This window comes from Klebsiella planticola, from assembly GCF_000783935.2.
GTDB lineage: Bacteria > Pseudomonadota > Gammaproteobacteria > Enterobacterales > Enterobacteriaceae > Klebsiella > Klebsiella planticola.
In genome coordinates, this window is record NZ_CP026047.1 from 3,044,488 (window position 1) to 3,059,960 (window position 15,473).

The following is a 15,473-nucleotide window of genomic DNA, read 5'->3' on the forward strand; positions in this document are numbered from 1 at the left end:
GCTGGCGCCTTTTTGTCGCGCGGCGGTGAGTAGACTGGTATGACTGTTTTTCTGACGGCATAGAGCCATGAACGTATTATGCATCAGACCCTTTCCGGTCATCCTTCTGCTGGCAGGCCCCCTTGCGCTGTATCTGTTTTTTTTCCGCCAGAATGCCGTATCAGCCTCCCCGAAAAACGCGCCGCCGCCGTTAGTGAGTTTGTCTTCGTCGCAGCTCACCTCGCTGCCGCTGAGTCTGACGACGCAAGGGCATGTGGTCTCGCTTAATCAGGTTGATATCCAATCGCAAATTACCGGAACGGTTAAGCGCGTGGCGTTTCAGGAAGGGGCATTTGTCCGGCAGGGACAGCTGCTGTTTACTCTCGAGGATTCCACGCAACAGGCAACTCTGCATCGGGACCAGGCGTCCCGGGCGCAGGCGCAATCGCAGCTGGATAAAGCGCAGCGGGATCTGGCGCGTGGCCGTGCGTTGAAGGCGCAGAACGACATTTCAGCCTCCGACTGGGAGACTTTGCTCAGTACCCGGCAACAATATGTGGCCCAGGCGCAGGCGGCGCAGGAAGATATTCTTAGTGCCGAAGCGCAGCTGGGCTATACGCGGATTTATGCTCCGGTGAGCGGCAAAACAGGCGCGCTCAATGTGCATCCCGGTAGTCTGGTGCAGCCGGGCAGCAGTCTACCGCTGGTTACCGTTCATCAATTTGACCCGGTGGGGATCTCGTTTACGCTTGCGGAAAACGATCTCAATGCCGTGGTGGGCGGGCTGGTGTTTTCGCAATTTATTACCCTGTTTATTACCCCGGTGCTGTATCTTCTCTTTGAGAAAACTGGGCGGAAAAGTGCGGCCCTGGCGCCGCAGACGGAGGCACAATGAGACTACTGCTGGTCGAAGATCAAACGATGGCGGCGGACTATATCGCCAGGGGGCTGCGGGAGAACGACTTTGTGGTCGATGTCGCGCACGATGGCGTGGACGGTTTACACTTTTTGCTGACTAACGACTACGATCTGGCGATTCTCGACGTGATGCTGCCGGGGATGAACGGCTGGAAAATCCTGGAGCTGGCCCGACAGGCAGGAAAGCTGACGCCGGTGATGTTTCTCACCGCCCGTGATGACGTTGAAGACCGGGTATGTGGCCTGGAGCTGGGGGCGGAAGATTACCTGATTAAGCCTTTCTCTTTCAGCGAACTGCTGGCGAGAGTGCGGGTAATTATGCGCCGTGGCGCACCTCATGCCGCCAGCAGCGAGGAGGCTGTGCTGCAGATAAGCGATCTGCAACTCGATTTTCTCAAGCACCGGGCGTCGCGTAATGGTAAACGTATTGAGTTGACGCAAAAGGAGTTTCTGCTGCTGAGTCTGCTGATGCGCCGCCGTGGCGAAGTGCTGTCGCGTACCGTGCTGGCCGAACAGGTCTGGGATATGAATTTTGACCCGGAGACCAACGTGATTGATGTTGCAGTCCGCCGCCTGCGTAGCAAAATCGACGACGGGTATGAGGTGAAGCTGCTGCATACCATCCGTGGCGCGGGATACGTACTGGAAGAGAGGAATGATGCTGATTCCGCGTAATTTTCCGATAACGCTGCGACTGACGCTCTACTTCTCCCTTGCCATGGGGCTGGTATTGTACAGCGTGACCGGCCTGCTGTACTCGACGATGCGTAACCAGCTCGGGCAGAAGGATATCGACGAGCTACGCAGTACGCTGCGTTTTCAACAGGAGATAGCAACCACCATCAGCGAGCGCCAGGGGCCGAAGGATCTCTGGCAGCAGGAGCTATTCGAGTTCATCGCTCGTCAGGAACGGCTGTCGCTACGTATTATCAGCCCGGACGGTAAGGTCTGGGCGCAGTCGAAAAATATGCACGTACCGCAGCAGGATTTTCCGGCCCCGTCCAGTGAGTTCCACTACAGCGAGTGGAAATATTCCCGCCACGACGTCAGTGAAAAATATCTGATCGTCTCAACGGAATTTATCCTCAAAGATAATCAACCGTGGCGAGTCCAGGCGGCGCTGAATGTATCAAAAAACAATGAGATCATTGAAGACTACTGGCAACGAATGCAGATTGTCGCGGCGCTGGCGGTGGTTCTCTTTTCTGCTCTTGGCTACTGGCTGGCGCGAAGGGGGTTACTGCCGCTGCGCACCATGAGCCGGGAGATTGAGCATATCCACGCCGGGGAGTTACACACTCGCCTGTCGACCCAGCGCTGGCCGTCGGAACTGAATGTGCTGTCGGCATCCTTCGACGGCATGATGACCCGTCTTGAAGCCTCTTTTACGCAGTTGACCCGTTTTTCATCGGATATAGCCCATGAGCTGCGTGGTCCCATCAACAATCTGATTTCCGCCGCCAGCGTAACGCAAAGCAAAGCTCGCAGCGCGGAAGAGTACCGGGACACGCTGGCGGCCATTGTGGAAGAGGGCGAGCGCCTGTCGCGAATGATTTCATCGATGCTGTTCCTCGCCCGGGCCGATAACAGCCGTGAGCCGCTGCATCTTGAACGCCTCACCAGTGCGACGGAGTTTGCGCGTCAGATAAACCTCTATGATGTGCTGGCGGAGGAGAAGAACATCACCCTGATCAGCGAAGGGGAAGTGGATTTTTACGCTGACCCGATTCATCTGCAGCGTGCGCTGTCGAACCTGTTGTCCAATGCGCTACGCCACACGCCCTCCGGCGGTAAAATTGTGCTGCGCGCCGGGCGGGAAAATGGTCAGATTGTGCTCAGCGTCGAAGATAATGGCGAAGGCATCAGCCCCGAACATTTGCCGCATATTTTCGACCGTTTTTACCGACTGGATGACGCCCGTAGCAACGCTGAGAACACCGGTCTGGGGTTGGCGCTGGTCAAAACCATTGCGGAGCTGCACGGCGGCAGGATAGTCGTGACGAGCACACCGCACAGGGGCAGCTGTTTTTCATTGCTCCTGCCTGAGCGCAACGAAAGCCCCCTCAAGCGAACAAAATTGTAATCCGGGCGTTGAGCCAGAGTCATCCACGGTAGCGGATAATCCATTATCCGCTACCGTCAGGTGATAATCATGCATAACAATCCATTTTCTCATTCTGCCGGAGCCGCGTTGACGCGCGGTTCTTCTTACCTGCGCCAGTTTATTGCCGACCCGAGGACGACCGGGGCGCTGCTGCCTTCATCGGCCGCGCTCTGTCGCGCGATGATGAACCAGGTTGACTGGGGCGTCAGCCTGTCGATTGCCGAGCTGGGCGCGGCTAACGGTGTGTTAACAAAAGGGATCCTGTCGCGGATGCGCCGCGATGCGATGCTCGATGCCTACGAAATTAATCCGGGATTCGTCGGCCAGCTACAGGCCATTGACGATCGCCGTCTTAACGTGGTGGCAGCATCGGCGGAAAGGCTGATCAATCCCTACGATATCGTCTTTTCCTGCCTGCCGCTGCTCTCGCTTCCGCTGCGTATCAGGATGCGCATTCTGAATCAGATCCGCCAACAGATGTCGGCGCACGGACTGTTTATCCAGTTTCAGTACAGCCCATTGTCTGAAACGTTGCTTTCCCGCTATTTCCGCTGGCAGCGCATTGTGGTGATGCGCAATCTGCCGCCCGCATTGGTGTATGTCTGCACGCTACGTTAACGCTGGTCTGTGCCAGTAGAAGATAGGTAATAAGAGGGGATATATGAATACGTCGACAATATCGCCGCCGTGGCTGAATAAAGTGCCTGAGGTCACGCTGGTCTTCTGGTTAATTAAAATGATGTCGACCACGGTCGGGGAAACCGCTGCCGATTATCTCAATATGGATTTGGGATTTGGTCTGCTGAATACTTCGTGGGTGGTCGGCGGGCTGTTGCTCGTCACTCTGGTTTTTCAACTGCGGGAAACTCGCTATCAGCCGGTGATCTATTGGCTGACGGTGGTGTTTATCAGCATTTTCGGGACCCTGGTGACCGACAATTTAAGCGATGCTTTACATGTACCGCTAGCCTATAGCTCGCTCTTTTTCGCCCTGGCGCTGCTGGTGACTTTTGTTCTGTGGTACGCGCGCGAAAAGACCCTGTCCATTCACCATATCGATAACCGGGTCAGAGAGCGGTTCTACTGGTTGGCTATTTTGTTTACTTTTGCGCTGGGGACAGCCGTAGGGGATGGTCTGGCTGAAGGGCTGAACATGGGCTATTACAGCGCAGCGGCCTTCTTTGGCGGCTGGATTTTAATCATTGCGACGGCACGCTTTGTTTTCCGTGCCAATGCGGTGTTCTGCTTCTGGGCGGCATATATCCTGACCCGTCCCTTCGGTGCCGCCTGCGGTGATCTGTTGTCACAGCCGGTAGAGAACGGCGGTTTTGGCTTTGGCGCCAACGTCGTCAGCCTGATCTTCGGGGCCGTTATTGTTGTACTGGTAGGCTGCCTGTCGATTATTGAACGACACAAGCCGGCGCCAGATTCCGTGCGCAGCGATGAGGAGTCGCCGAGATGAAGAGAAAAGGAGTCTATCTGCTGTGGCTTATGGCTTCGCTGCTGAGTATCGGGCCCGCGATGTCCGATGCGCGGGTCCATAAAGTGGCCAGCATATGGGTGCTTTCGCCAATGGCCTGGGAGGCATCCCGGAACTTACCGCCCGGAGAGTGACTCACGTCCCGCCGTCAAAGTCGACGGCGGTCTTCTCCGACGCCTGCATTAGCTGACGTACAGCGCTATCAGCGCCACCGTTGCCGGAAGTGCCTGCACATACAGTATTTTTCGGCTGGCGGTTGCGGCGCCGAACAGCCCGGCGATCACCACGCAGATCAGAAAGAACGCTTTAAACTCAAATCCGCTCTCTGGACTCCAGAGTCCCCACAGCAAACCCGCGGCCAAAAAACCGTTATACAGGCCCTGATTGGCTGCCATCACCCGGGTCTCGCGGGCAAAACTGGCGCTAAGGCCGAATGCCTTGCGCCCGGTCGGGCTCTCCCACAAAAACATCTCCAGGATCAGAATGTAGATATGGATGGCGGCAACGACAAAAATAAGCGTATTGGCTAACACGGTAGTCCTTATTCAGGTTAGAGCACAGGAAGTCCGGGTAAAACCCGCTTTTATCGCGTGTTTAACCGTTTATATCAAAGAATAGCCGCATCACCCTGGCTATGTTGGAAATTCGGCCTGAAGAATGTCTTCAGGGTGATCATGCGTTGGCTGTTGAGGGGAATTTACAGGATGGGAACGAAACCGTTAATACTTTCTTTGGATGGACAAGAGGCCATCCCTCTGAATACGGTGTCCGGGACGCTGGGTCACCTCGGTATTGATCTCCGCGCGCTCGCGAATTCAGGAATATGCAGTTTTGACCCTGGCTTCAGCAATACCGCCGGCTGTGAGTCGGCCATTTCCTATATCGATACTGAAAATAGCGTCCTGCTGCACCGTGGCTACCCGGTAGACCAGCTGGCCAGGCAGTGTGAATTCCTGGAGGTGGCGTACATTATGCTGCACGGCGAGGCGCCCGATGAGGAGAGTTATCAGGTCTTCCGGGAAAAAATTACCCGTCACACCCTGGTGCACGAACAGATGGCGAAAATGTGCAGCGGATTTCGTCGCGACTCCCATCCGATGGCGCTGATGTGTGCCATGGTGGGCGCACTGGCCGCGTTCTATCACGATGTGCTGGATGTCGAAAACCCCGAGCATCGTGCGCTGGCCGCCACCCGCTTGCTTTCCAAAATGCCCACCCTCGCGGCGATGAGCTATAAGTTTTCTATCGAGCAACCTGCGGTCTACCCAAGAAACGATCTCTCTTATGCCGGGAATTTCCTGCATATGCTGTTTGCGATTCCAGCGGAAAAGTACCAGGTGAATCCGGTTATTGAGCAAGCCTTGAACCAGATTATGGTGCTCCATGCCGATCACGGGCAGTGTGCATCAACCACGACGGTTCGTGCGGCCGGCTCCTCCGGGGCTAATCTCTTCGCCTGCGTGGCGGCCGGTCTGGCGTCGATGTGGGGGCCGATGCACGGCGGCGCCAACGAGGCCAGCATGCAAATGCTGGGGGATATTGAGAGCGTCGAACAGGTCCCGGCGTTTATCAGTAAGGTGAAAAGGGATCCTCTGGCTTTCCGCCGACTGGGCTTTGGCAACTCGCGCTACAAATATCTCGATCCTCGGGCGGCCATTCTGCGCGAAACCTGCCATAAGGTGCTGGCGGAGCTGGGAATGTCGGACCGACTGCTTCAGGTGGCAATGGCTCTGGAAGAGGTGGCGCTCAACGATTCCTACTTTGTTGAGAATGGACTTTCGCCGAGCGTCGATTTCTATACCGCCGTGATCCTGAAAGCGATGGGTCTACCTTCGTCGATGTTTGTCGTCATGACCGCGGTGGGGCGTACGCTGGGTTGGGTCGCACACTGGAACGAAATGCATGAGTCGCCGCTGAATATTTACCGTCCACGCCAGATTTACACCGGAGAAGCCGCGCGGGATTACGTTTCGCGTCGCGGGATAAAATAAACGCATGCCCGGTCCGGTGATGAAAGGCGTTGCCGGACTTTCCACATGCGGGGCAGGACAGGGAGCGGTTGGCCAGAGATGCGTCGTTATGCTATCTGCAATGCAGCCGGTAGCGATGCAACAGGATGTCTGAGGAAGAGATAGCGTCGAGGTGCTGGCCTTTAGCGGAAGATTAAATTGCGATGAAGTTTATATATCCGTGTTATCCGGGTTATTTGAAACGGCAATCCATAACAGCGACAGGGAAAATAAAGCCAGCGCGGCGACGGAACCGATAATTCCGAGATAAATAAATAGTGTCATAAACATAGTGTGACCTTCGGTGTAGTTAATCAGTGTTGGTTATATTTTTTTAAAATCAATCGATAAGCTCTCTTCCAGAGCATCAATCGCAATCTGCAAGAGGGGGCCTTCATCGGACCAGTTCTTCCTGGCTCCCGGACTTTTCAGCAGCGCCAGCAGTCCGGCTGCACCCACAGGCGCACCGCTGCTGATAATTTCAAGCACAGCGTCCCCGATAATCGCTCTGACCGTCGGTAGCTGGGATGGATGGCAAAAAAAAGTGTTTGCCGCTTTCATGTTGAAACCTCGAAGGACGCGTTCGGCGCGAGTTGCTAACTCTGTTGTTGGCTCAGGCAAATGACTCTGCATATCATTGTGGGCCAACTACGACGATGCACCTTTTTACAGGTGAAAGATACAAATTAATTCTCTTCAGAGAATATTTAAAAAAAACTTAAGTTATTGAAAGGGATAGCGAGCCCGATAGCGGTGCAGCCGCCGTGGCCATTATAATTTTCCGTTTACGCGTTGATTATCCGACAAAACGTCGATTGCGGTTTGCAGGGCAATTTTATCATCGCGGCTCTTTTGCGTGCGCTGAAGCACCTGCAGATACTCACGTAGCGTTCTGGCGTTGATCGGGCGGCCAAGCTTTCCGACTTCAAGCACGGCATTGCCCAGAATGATTTTAACGGGCGGGAGCTGGGCTGGGTACCAGTCAAGGGTGTCTTCCGATCTCATAGCAAAAATCTCCGGGAGAGACAGAATACCACAAAATAAGTGTAACATGGGGCGCCAGCAGGAATAAGCTACTGATAAAGTTGTCAGTTATAGTCAGTATTTGCATAGTTTTACGGGCAAAAAAATACTGTTAAAAAGCTGTAAAAAATAATGCTTGCCAATTGCTGATTTACATGCGTTAATGGTTTCAACGGTTTGAGTCTTAAAAATTATCTGCAACAGTTCCTGGAATTTTCTCATCGCATTTATCATCTGATATCTCCTTTTGGGTATTTTTCTCTTCGATAAGTTTTTTTGCAGACCAGATATGCCCAAGGGCAAATTAAAAAAACGAACAACATATCTTAGACAATCACTAAAATAAGTCATGATTAAGCTGGTGAAAAACCTCAGATTAATCATACAGAGAACGGTCGCAAAGAAAGCGTATTCTTGGCCTGCTGTTCAGCACGGTGATTTCTGCACTATCCTTGAAAACCACAGATGAGTTTTCACCAGAGTATAACCTCTAGTCCCTGCGGTAGTGAATGTTGTCACACATCAAGGTTAACATTATGATTGAATACATTCATTTCAGATGCCCATGTTGTCATGGGTCACAATACAGAACATCGAATTACGATGTGACGGAAAAAAATCCCTTTGGCGCAAAATGTATCTTTTGTAAAACATCAATGATTACATTTGATAATATTGCTCCTTACATTTCCAGCGGCACGGCGACAATGGCGTGTCGGAAATAACGAAAGGGCCCCGGACGGGGCCTTTTCTTTTTCATCACACAATGCATGGCATAGTCATCATTATGCTTTCAGCCAGGTGGTAGACTCATGAAGAAAGTTATTGTTTTTTTCAATGCATTACCGGCAGTTGTCGCGAAAATAGTGCCGGGGGTAACAACAATATTACGTGAGTATCCTAACGGTGAACAAAAACAGCTGCAGATCATGTCTGCTGAATTTCCTTCCTTGACCGGCGATCATCGCATTGTGCATGTTGCCTCCGATCGTGATTTAACATCGGCCGAGATTCAAAACGCGGCGGTAAAACTGTTGTCATAGCGCAGCGATGAGCGGTCGGCTGCGGCAGGATGAGTCAACCTCTATGCCGCGCCGACAGGGGCGACAGCATCATTTAATGGGTGAATGTCCGGTGAGCACCTATAATTTAAAGGCGTGTGTTGCTATTTGAGGTAAAGATGTATGATTACGCACCCGGAAGTTCGGCGCTGGGCATCGGTGATGCTGACCTCCGCTTTACGCGGAGAGATGTCCCAGGAAGAAATATTGAAACAGGTTCATATGATTTGTGAGAATCATGGTTCAGCGTGCCTGGAAGATGTTATTGATGAAATTTTAATTGAAGCGGGCCGTATTGGCTCAGGGCATAGCGACGGCACGTTTTATCGACATTGAACCTGAACACTAAAAGGCTATCGTGAAAGATCCTTTTTCATCGGAGATGGTCAGCTCTTTTCTTTCCGCCGCCCATACCATCTCCTGATTCTTAGAGCTAAAATAAGACCCGCGCATAATTTTTTCTTCGCCAAAATCAAATGTGATCTCAACAGGATGAACGGTGATGTCAATCATATAAAGATGGCCATCGACGTAACCTTTTACGCTGGCCGTGACCTGTTTCCCAATCCCGATATCGGTACGACAATTTTGAGCGTGAATTGTTGAGTTTTCAGTCATTTCTTATCTCTTGTTTATCTGTAATCATTCGATATGAATGAACATTACCATATCTCATTCATCATATAAGAGGTAATTTAAGACTTATACTATTTATCTTATTTTTATCGGGATTTCTGCATTTAATAGGGCGATCGTGCTGTTTTTAGTGAAAACACCTGAAGCTGCGCATCATGATACCTCATACCGAGTCTGCCGCAAGCGGGACGCCTTCCGGAAAATAAGTAAAACCTCCTTTATATTGATGCAGTTAATAATATCTGACGATCGAGTAACACCATCGCGAGGGATGAACAGAAAATCGGCAATGAGGCATCCTGATTTAAGCATGACGCGATGTCATCACGTAAATAGCGGATTAAACCGCGATAAATTCCTCACCCTGGTCATTTCCCCGCGCGCCCTGATGTTGTGTGTTTTTTAATCAGTTAGTGGTATGATAGACCACATTCATTCAGCGGGTAAAGGTCTATGTCATTCTTCGACAACGCAGTGAAGCGCTTGAGTTCCACCTCTGATACCACGGTAACCTGCCCGCAATGCGGGCATAAATCACGGCAGCCGGTGAACAAAATTAAAAAAGGGGTAACATTATTGTGTCCGCGCTGCAAGTCTCTGTTTATCTTCACTAAATAATGTTTTCACCTCTTCCGCCACGCCCCGGTGGGGTCATCGCGGGAGAGGTGGTTGCCGCCTGGGCTTCAACCTCGGTACGGGCTTGCGCCAGTCGCAATATGGCCGGGGGACTCAGGCATGCGAGAGCGTCGGGAACATCAGCTTACGCTCCTTAAAGATATTTTCTTTTGCCGTATAGATGAAAAGAAAATCATCAATTTCAATTTTTTCATATTCACCTGCCCGGTCTTCCCTGGGAGTAAAGCCTAAAATAACCTGCCGGGTATGTTGCGCCGCAAGTTCATTCACGATGCTGGTCATCGAACTCGCGCTGTCACAGAAAATATCAAAACAGAGCAATGCATGATCGTTTTGCATGGCGATCGCCACGGCATTATTTTTCTCCGAGTAATAGACGAAGTGCTTCATAAACGCCGAGCAGTAGAACATCAACAGGCCGAAGTTATTGTGTGCCGAAAGGCGGGAGAACGGGTTGGCTTTCTGATAATAGTATTTGAGGATATTCACATCGCTCTCTTTATCCATATCCAGCTTGCGAAAATCCCCGGCAACGGGCGTAACCGGCAGGGCGTACTGGTATTCGTCGGTTTGTTCAAAGCCGAATTTAGGATAGAAATCAACGGTTGTGGAGTTAGCGAAGAGAAAAATACCGTCGGCCTGCTCCTGCCAGTCAGTCAGAATATGGTTAATCAGCTGGCTGGCCAGGCCCTTTTCACGATGATCGGTGGCGGTCATCACGGTCCCAATCTGGATATAGCGCCTGGGTTCTCCCTGCCACATGAGATCGATAATGTTAGCCGACGCATTGGCAATCACTTTATTATGATCAACAAACGCATAAGGAATATAGGACTCGGTCCAGTAGCCTTTCTTGTACCACTCTTTAAAAGAGAGATCGAAGGTCTTAATTGCCAAATTAATGAAGCTGTTTCTTAACACATCATCATGGACAACCTGCTTGACTAATTTGTATTTCATTGGTCTGTATTCCTTTTTATAAGTTCTGAGACCTGACACGGCGACGACCAGTTTAATATCAAAAATATTGGCTCACTTATAGCGTTGAGTATGAACTTTTCCCGATGTTTGTACAGTTTGTCCCTTCAGTGGTTTCTCAGGACGTTGGCTCGGTCACAGTACGCTGGGCAGGAAGGGGGAAGAAGCCGACGAATGCGTGGACAGGTGAGCGCCGATCCTTGACCGTCATCATTTTCGCAGGCGCATTTCCCGATAAAAGTTTCACTGGTAAAACTTATTAGCCCTGAGATTTAATTTCTATTAACTCTCACGCATTCCACTTTGTGCAAGCTTGACAACATATTTTCTCATTGCTAATAGTTAAGCCACATCTTAAATAATAAACAAAGTTTAATATATGAAACTCAGCGTCGGGAGTTATGATAACAGCACAACCGTAGATAATGAGGCGGAAATTCTGGCTGACTTTCAGCGACGAAGTCAGCAAGCTTACCAGTGCGGCGAAAATATGATGACTTTTTCTTATGGTGAACATCCACGGGAAGGTATTGACTGGTTTATTTCTGCCGCCAGAAAAATGGGCACGATAATATTTATTCATGGCGGGTACTGGCAATCCTGTAATAAAGAGGATTTTGCCTTTATTACTGCCGGGCCGCTGGCCCGTGGGTTTGATGTGATGTTGCTGGAATATACGTTAGCGCCGCAGGCGACGTTAACGACGATCCATCGCCAGATTGGGGCGGCGCTGGACGCCATTGGTCGCCGGCCGGGTCTGTGTAGCCCGGTTTATCTGTGTGGGCACTCCGCAGGCGGCCATCTGGCGGCCTGCTGGCAGGCGCATCCGCGTGTCGATGCGGTACTGGCAATCAGCGGGATTTATGAGCTTGAGCCTTTGCTGAATACAGTGGTCAACCGGTCACTGCAGCTGACGCCCCAGGAGGTGAATGACCTCAGTCCGCTGCGTCATTTACCGACGAAGATCCCCCCTCTGACGCTGTTTTACGGCACCGCCGAGCGAGCCGAGCTCATCGCGCAAAGTGAAAACTACGCTCAGCGGTTGCGCCAGCGGGGGAGGCCGGTTGACGCAATAGCCCTGCCGGGGGCTAACCACTACACCATTCTTGACGCGCTGTTTGCCACCGATGGCGCACTTTTCAGCCAGCTTTATCACTACGAGAATCCTTTATGCGAGACGTAATTCATACCGGCCTTCCGGATATCGGTCAGCCGTTCTCCTGGGCGACACGCGGCGGCGGGATGCTCTTTACCGCACATGGACCGGTTCGGGCCGATGGCACTATTGAAACCGGCCCGGCGGAACAGCAGATCGCCCTGACTTTCGATAATCTCACCCAGGCGCTACAGGCGGCAGGGAGCCACAGCGATAATGTTCTCCAGGTTATTATTTATCTGACTGACGTCAACGATGTTGCACGCCTTGATGATATTTACCGGCGCTACTTCAATGCCCCTTATCCAAATCGTTCGACGGTGATCGTTGATAAATTAGTTGTGCCGGGAATGAAAATAGAAATTACCGTCAGCGCTACGGCCTGAAAATAAAAAAATAAATGTTCACCTGCCAGTCATATTTATTATGGCTAAGGATACCTATGTTCGCAGAAATTAAACAGTCGACTCCCGACCCTATTATGTCATTAATGGAAGCCTATTTGCAGGACCGCAATCCGCGGAAGGTGAATTTAGGCATCGGCTTATATTATGACGAGCGAGGAAAAGTTCCGCTGATGCGGGCCGTCGAGCAGGCAGAGCGGCGCCTGCTGGCGCAGCAGCAGCCGCACGGCTATCCGCCGATTGAAGGCAGCGCAAGCTTTGCCAGCCAGATACAGACCTTGCTGCTGGGGCCTGCCGCCCCGGAATCTGTGCTGGCGACGGTACAAACCGTTGGCGGTTCAGGGGCGTTGAAGCTGGCGGCAGATTTTCTCGTTCACTTTTTACAGCGTAAAGAGATTTGGGTCTCTGATCCAACCTGGGCCAACCATCAGGCGATTTTTTCCGGCGCAGGGCTGCAGGTGAACAGCTATCCCTATTTTGACAATCTCCGCGGCGAGTTGCGCTTTGCCGACATGCTGACGGTCCTGCAGACGCTACCCGCCGGCACGGCGGTGCTGCTGCATCCATGCTGCCATAACCCGACCGGCACCGATCTGAGCCAGAGCCAGTGGCAGACGCTTCTGGGCGTGGTTCAGGCGCAGGGTCTGCTGCCATTTTTCGATATCGCCTATCAGGGGTTTGGCGCCGGGCTGGAGGAGGACTGCTATGCGCTGAGGCTGGCGCTGGCAAGCGATCTGGATTTTATCGTCGCCAACTCTTTTTCGAAAAATATCGCCTTATACGGCCAGCGGGTAGGGGGATTAACCGTGCGCTGCGCCAACGCGCAGACCGCCGCTAACGTTCAGGGGGCCTTAAAGACATTAATACGCCGTAGCTATTCCTGTCCGCCGACCCACGGCAGCCGGATAGTCGACATGGTGCTAGCCGATGCGCAGCTCCGTCAGCTCTGGCAGGAAGAGCTGGCGGCCATGCGCCAGAGGATCCAGCAGATGCGCCAGCGTCTGTCCGCCGGCCTGGAGCAGGGCGGCTCTCAGCTGGATTACCGGCGCATCCGCGATCAGCGCGGGATGTTCAGCTATACCGGCCTGGACGAACGGCAGGTGAGCGAGCTGCGCCAGCGCTATGCCATTTATCTGGTGGCGCCGGGACGGATGTGTCTGCCCGGTCTCAATGGTGACAACATTGATTATGTCACCGCCGCTATTCTCGATGTGACCACCGCCGGTCGCTAAGGCAGGAACTAATGAAAGATCGCAAGCGTTTTGATGAGATTGCACAGCGCCAGGGCGGGTTGAAGAAACAGCTTACCGCCGGGCAAATGTCGATGTTGGCGATCGGCGGCGCGATTGGTACCGGACTGTTTCTGGGGAGCGCCTACGCCATTCAGATGGCGGGACCGTCGGTGCTGCTGAGCTATCTGACCGGAGGCGTGATTGCGCTGCTGCTAATGGGCTGCCTTGCGGAGATGACCTCAGAGCATCCGACTCCCGGCTCATTCGGCGACTATGCCGAGTTTTATCTCAGTCCGCTGTGCGGCTTCCTGGTGCGCTACTCCTACTGGTCCTGCGTGGTGCTGGCGGTGGGTACCGAGGTGACCGCCATTGGAATGTATATGCAGTTCTGGTTCCCGCATACGCCGGTGTGGCCCTGGGTGCTGCTGTTCTCCGCCGTGGTGATGGTGATTAACGTTATTGGCGTGAAATGGTTCGGGCAGGTGGAGTATGCGCTATCGACGATCAAGGTTCTGGCAATCGTGGCTTTTATCGTCATCGGTCTGGGGATCCTGGCCTTCTCCGCCAACCCAACCTACGGCCTGCATAATTTTATCGATGGCGGTGGGTTTATGCCGTTTGGGGTCCGCGGCATGTGGTTTGCGACAATTGTTTCTATCTTCAGCTATCTGAGCATTGAAATGATCGCCGTGGCGGCAGGAGAGGCGAAAAACCCGGTGGTGGCGGTGAAGTCGGCGTTTAAAGGGACCATCCTGCGCCTGTTTATTTTCTATATGCTGTCGATTGCGCTGATGCTGGCGATTGTGCCGTGGCGTCAGTCCGGCACCAGCGAAAGCCCCTTCCTGGTGGCGATGAACGTGATTCACTTGCCGTATGCCGGCGGTATTTTTAACTTTATTGTCCTGATTGCGGCACTCTCGGCCATGAACAGTCAGCTGTATATTACCACGCGGATGATGTTCTCGCTGTCGCGTGCCGGGCAGGCGCCGGCCGCGTTCGGTCGGATCAGCGCTCGCGGGATCCCGGTGAATGCGTTGGCAATCTCCTGCGTCGGCATTATGGTCTCTATTGTCCTGAGCGTGCTCTACCCGCAGCAGGCGTTTGCCGCGATGATGTCTATTTCGGTCTACGGAGCCTGTTTCACCTGGCTGATGATCTTTATCACGCACCTGTTTTTCCGCCGCCAGCATAGGCAAACGGTGCTGAAATTTCGCTTGTGGGGTTATCCCTGGAGTACGCTGCTGGGGGCTGCTCTGATGCTGGCGCTGCTGATTTCCACCGCGTTTACCGATTTCTTCCGCATGACGCTATGGTTTGGCATTCCGTTTACGCTGCTGCTGATCGGACTCTATTTTTATAGCCGCCGTTCCCGGCCGATCTTATCGACGATTCCTACGCCGGAAGCCGATCGGGCGCCATAAGCTAACCGCTCGCCTCTGCCCACAGGCGAGCGGTTATTCGTTACGCTTTCCCCCAGTCGCAGATAATAACGTGGTGACGACTACGACAGTCAGGGAGCGAACTCGACTGGCCGGCGTCGTCACCTTTCGTCTCTTTTGGCGGCGGCGAAAAATATCCCGCGCAGGAGGTCAGCAGTAACACGACAGTAAGAATAAGAAGTCTGGACACAGAAAAACCTGGCAGAGTGGGGAAAGTGCCCGTTTTTATCATTAAGAATATGATCGGGGTGGAGCTATTTTGTTTAATTATGGATAATGGCGTAGCGAGAAAATAAACATAATTCCTGTCAGTTTATTCTCAACAAAATATTCCCTGAGTCAGCCATAATGATGCCAGCAACGCTTGCAGTGGTTGTTCCGGTATTGAGTTTTTCCGGTTTATGATAACGGGTCAGCA

At 52.6% G+C, this 15,473-nt stretch carries 22 protein-coding genes; 15 read left to right on the plus strand and 7 right to left on the minus strand.

Translation table 11 applies throughout. The features are described 5' to 3' along the window. Nucleotides 1–67 precede the first annotated feature (67 nt). The 6 genes from MC50_RS14760 to MC50_RS28660 all read left to right on the plus strand — a co-directional run bounded on the left by MC50_RS14760 (nucleotide 68) and on the right by MC50_RS28660 (nucleotide 4,615). A complete protein-coding gene (locus tag MC50_RS14760) occupies nucleotides 68–874 on the plus strand; it encodes an efflux RND transporter periplasmic adaptor subunit (protein ID WP_223306612.1) in 807 nt (268 codons plus the stop codon). Further along, nucleotides 871–1,572, plus strand: coding sequence for a heavy metal response regulator transcription factor (locus tag MC50_RS14765; RefSeq protein ID WP_032689151.1), 702 nt, complete (start codon nucleotides 871–873; stop codon nucleotides 1,570–1,572). The genes MC50_RS14760 and MC50_RS14765 overlap by 4 nt, the downstream gene beginning before the upstream one ends. Further along, entirely contained in the window at nucleotides 1,553–2,980 is a 1,428-nt protein-coding gene (locus MC50_RS14770) for a heavy metal sensor histidine kinase (RefSeq protein ID WP_223306613.1), read from the plus strand. The genes MC50_RS14765 and MC50_RS14770 overlap by 20 nt, the downstream gene beginning before the upstream one ends. A gap of 69 nt (nucleotides 2,981–3,049) precedes the next feature. Further along, a complete protein-coding gene (locus MC50_RS14775; protein ID WP_052135784.1) occupies nucleotides 3,050–3,619 on the plus strand; it encodes a class I SAM-dependent methyltransferase in 570 nt (189 codons plus the stop codon). 43 nt (nucleotides 3,620–3,662) lie between these two features. Continuing rightward, nucleotides 3,663–4,463, plus strand: a complete 801-nt coding sequence (locus MC50_RS14780) for a COG4705 family protein (RefSeq protein WP_032689149.1) — start codon at nucleotides 3,663–3,665, stop codon at nucleotides 4,461–4,463. Further along, nucleotides 4,460–4,615, plus strand: a complete 156-nt coding sequence (locus MC50_RS28660; protein ID WP_190306306.1) for a hypothetical protein — start codon at nucleotides 4,460–4,462, stop codon at nucleotides 4,613–4,615. Before MC50_RS14780 ends, MC50_RS28660 begins: the two co-directional genes overlap by 4 nt. Before the next feature lie 48 nt (nucleotides 4,616–4,663). On the opposite strand, the gene MC50_RS14785 is transcribed toward MC50_RS28660, so the two are convergent. Further along, nucleotides 4,664–5,014, minus strand: a complete 351-nt coding sequence (locus MC50_RS14785; protein ID WP_032689148.1) for a DUF1304 domain-containing protein — start codon at nucleotides 5,012–5,014, stop codon at nucleotides 4,664–4,666. A gap of 171 nt (nucleotides 5,015–5,185) precedes the next feature. On the opposite strand from MC50_RS14785, the gene MC50_RS14790 reads away from it, so the two are divergent. Continuing rightward, entirely contained in the window at nucleotides 5,186–6,472 is a 1,287-nt protein-coding gene (locus MC50_RS14790) for a citrate synthase (protein ID WP_032689146.1), read from the plus strand. Between the two features lie 189 nt (nucleotides 6,473–6,661). Here MC50_RS14790 and MC50_RS29120 read toward each other — a convergent pair whose 3' ends face one another. The 3 genes from MC50_RS29120 to MC50_RS14800 form a co-directional block, all read right to left on the minus strand. Beyond that, nucleotides 6,662–6,781 (minus strand): YnaM/YnfT family protein, encoded by a 120-nt coding sequence (locus tag MC50_RS29120; protein WP_004858893.1) that lies wholly within the window; start codon nucleotides 6,779–6,781, stop codon nucleotides 6,662–6,664. Between the two features lie 33 nt (nucleotides 6,782–6,814). Further along, nucleotides 6,815–7,051, minus strand: a complete 237-nt coding sequence (locus MC50_RS14795; protein WP_032689145.1) for a hypothetical protein — start codon at nucleotides 7,049–7,051, stop codon at nucleotides 6,815–6,817. A 210-nt stretch (nucleotides 7,052–7,261) separates the two neighbouring features. Continuing rightward, nucleotides 7,262–7,495, minus strand: a complete 234-nt coding sequence (locus tag MC50_RS14800) for a hypothetical protein (RefSeq protein WP_032689144.1) — start codon at nucleotides 7,493–7,495, stop codon at nucleotides 7,262–7,264. Between the two features lie 554 nt (nucleotides 7,496–8,049). Between MC50_RS14800 and ymcF the strand changes: the two genes are divergently transcribed. The 3 genes from ymcF (at nucleotide 8,050) to MC50_RS14815 (ending at nucleotide 8,910) form a co-directional block, all read left to right on the plus strand. Further along, nucleotides 8,050–8,238: a cold shock small protein YmcF gene (gene ymcF / locus MC50_RS28845; protein ID WP_072000024.1), complete on the plus strand. Its 189-nt coding sequence runs from the start codon at nucleotides 8,050–8,052 to the stop codon at nucleotides 8,236–8,238. 87 nt (nucleotides 8,239–8,325) lie between these two features. Continuing rightward, nucleotides 8,326–8,556, plus strand: coding sequence for a hypothetical protein (locus MC50_RS14810; RefSeq protein ID WP_032689141.1), 231 nt, complete (start codon nucleotides 8,326–8,328; stop codon nucleotides 8,554–8,556). Between the two features lie 141 nt (nucleotides 8,557–8,697). Further along, the gene (locus MC50_RS14815) at nucleotides 8,698–8,910 is read left to right on the plus strand and encodes a hypothetical protein (RefSeq protein WP_004858906.1); all 213 of its coding nucleotides are present in this window, start codon (nucleotides 8,698–8,700) and stop codon (nucleotides 8,908–8,910) included. Nucleotides 8,911–8,919: 9 nt separating this feature from the next. Here MC50_RS14815 and MC50_RS14820 read toward each other — a convergent pair whose 3' ends face one another. Then, nucleotides 8,920–9,192 (minus strand): hypothetical protein, encoded by a 273-nt coding sequence (locus MC50_RS14820; RefSeq protein ID WP_004858909.1) that lies wholly within the window; start codon nucleotides 9,190–9,192, stop codon nucleotides 8,920–8,922. A gap of 471 nt (nucleotides 9,193–9,663) precedes the next feature. Between MC50_RS14820 and MC50_RS28850 the strand changes: the two genes are divergently transcribed. After that, nucleotides 9,664–9,828: a YnfU family zinc-binding protein gene (locus tag MC50_RS28850; RefSeq protein WP_223306614.1), complete on the plus strand. Its 165-nt coding sequence runs from the start codon at nucleotides 9,664–9,666 to the stop codon at nucleotides 9,826–9,828. Nucleotides 9,829–9,939: 111 nt separating this feature from the next. On the opposite strand, the gene MC50_RS14825 is transcribed toward MC50_RS28850, so the two are convergent. After that, complete coding sequence (locus tag MC50_RS14825; RefSeq protein WP_032689137.1) at nucleotides 9,940–10,806, minus strand: GNAT family N-acetyltransferase; 867 nt, start codon at nucleotides 10,804–10,806, stop codon at nucleotides 9,940–9,942. A gap of 397 nt (nucleotides 10,807–11,203) precedes the next feature. Here MC50_RS14825 and MC50_RS14830 point away from each other — a divergent pair, with 397 nt between their 5' ends. From MC50_RS14830 to MC50_RS14845, 4 genes are read left to right on the plus strand one after another with little or no spacing between them, the layout of a single operon-like run. After that, complete coding sequence (locus tag MC50_RS14830; protein ID WP_047664263.1) at nucleotides 11,204–12,007, plus strand: alpha/beta hydrolase; 804 nt, start codon at nucleotides 11,204–11,206, stop codon at nucleotides 12,005–12,007. Further along, complete coding sequence (locus MC50_RS14835; protein ID WP_032689134.1) at nucleotides 11,995–12,366, plus strand: RidA family protein; 372 nt, start codon at nucleotides 11,995–11,997, stop codon at nucleotides 12,364–12,366. Before MC50_RS14830 ends, MC50_RS14835 begins: the two co-directional genes overlap by 13 nt. Before the next feature lie 56 nt (nucleotides 12,367–12,422). Continuing rightward, complete coding sequence (locus tag MC50_RS14840) at nucleotides 12,423–13,616, plus strand: amino acid aminotransferase (RefSeq protein ID WP_047664265.1); 1,194 nt, start codon at nucleotides 12,423–12,425, stop codon at nucleotides 13,614–13,616. 11 nt (nucleotides 13,617–13,627) lie between these two features. Further along, nucleotides 13,628–15,037, plus strand: a complete 1,410-nt coding sequence (locus MC50_RS14845; RefSeq protein WP_032696496.1) for an amino acid permease — start codon at nucleotides 13,628–13,630, stop codon at nucleotides 15,035–15,037. Nucleotides 15,038–15,077: 40 nt separating this feature from the next. Here the strand turns inward: MC50_RS14845 and MC50_RS28665 are convergent, their stop codons facing one another. After that, a complete protein-coding gene (locus tag MC50_RS28665; protein WP_155274645.1) occupies nucleotides 15,078–15,245 on the minus strand; it encodes a hypothetical protein in 168 nt (55 codons plus the stop codon). Between the last annotated feature and the right edge of the window lie 228 nt (nucleotides 15,246–15,473).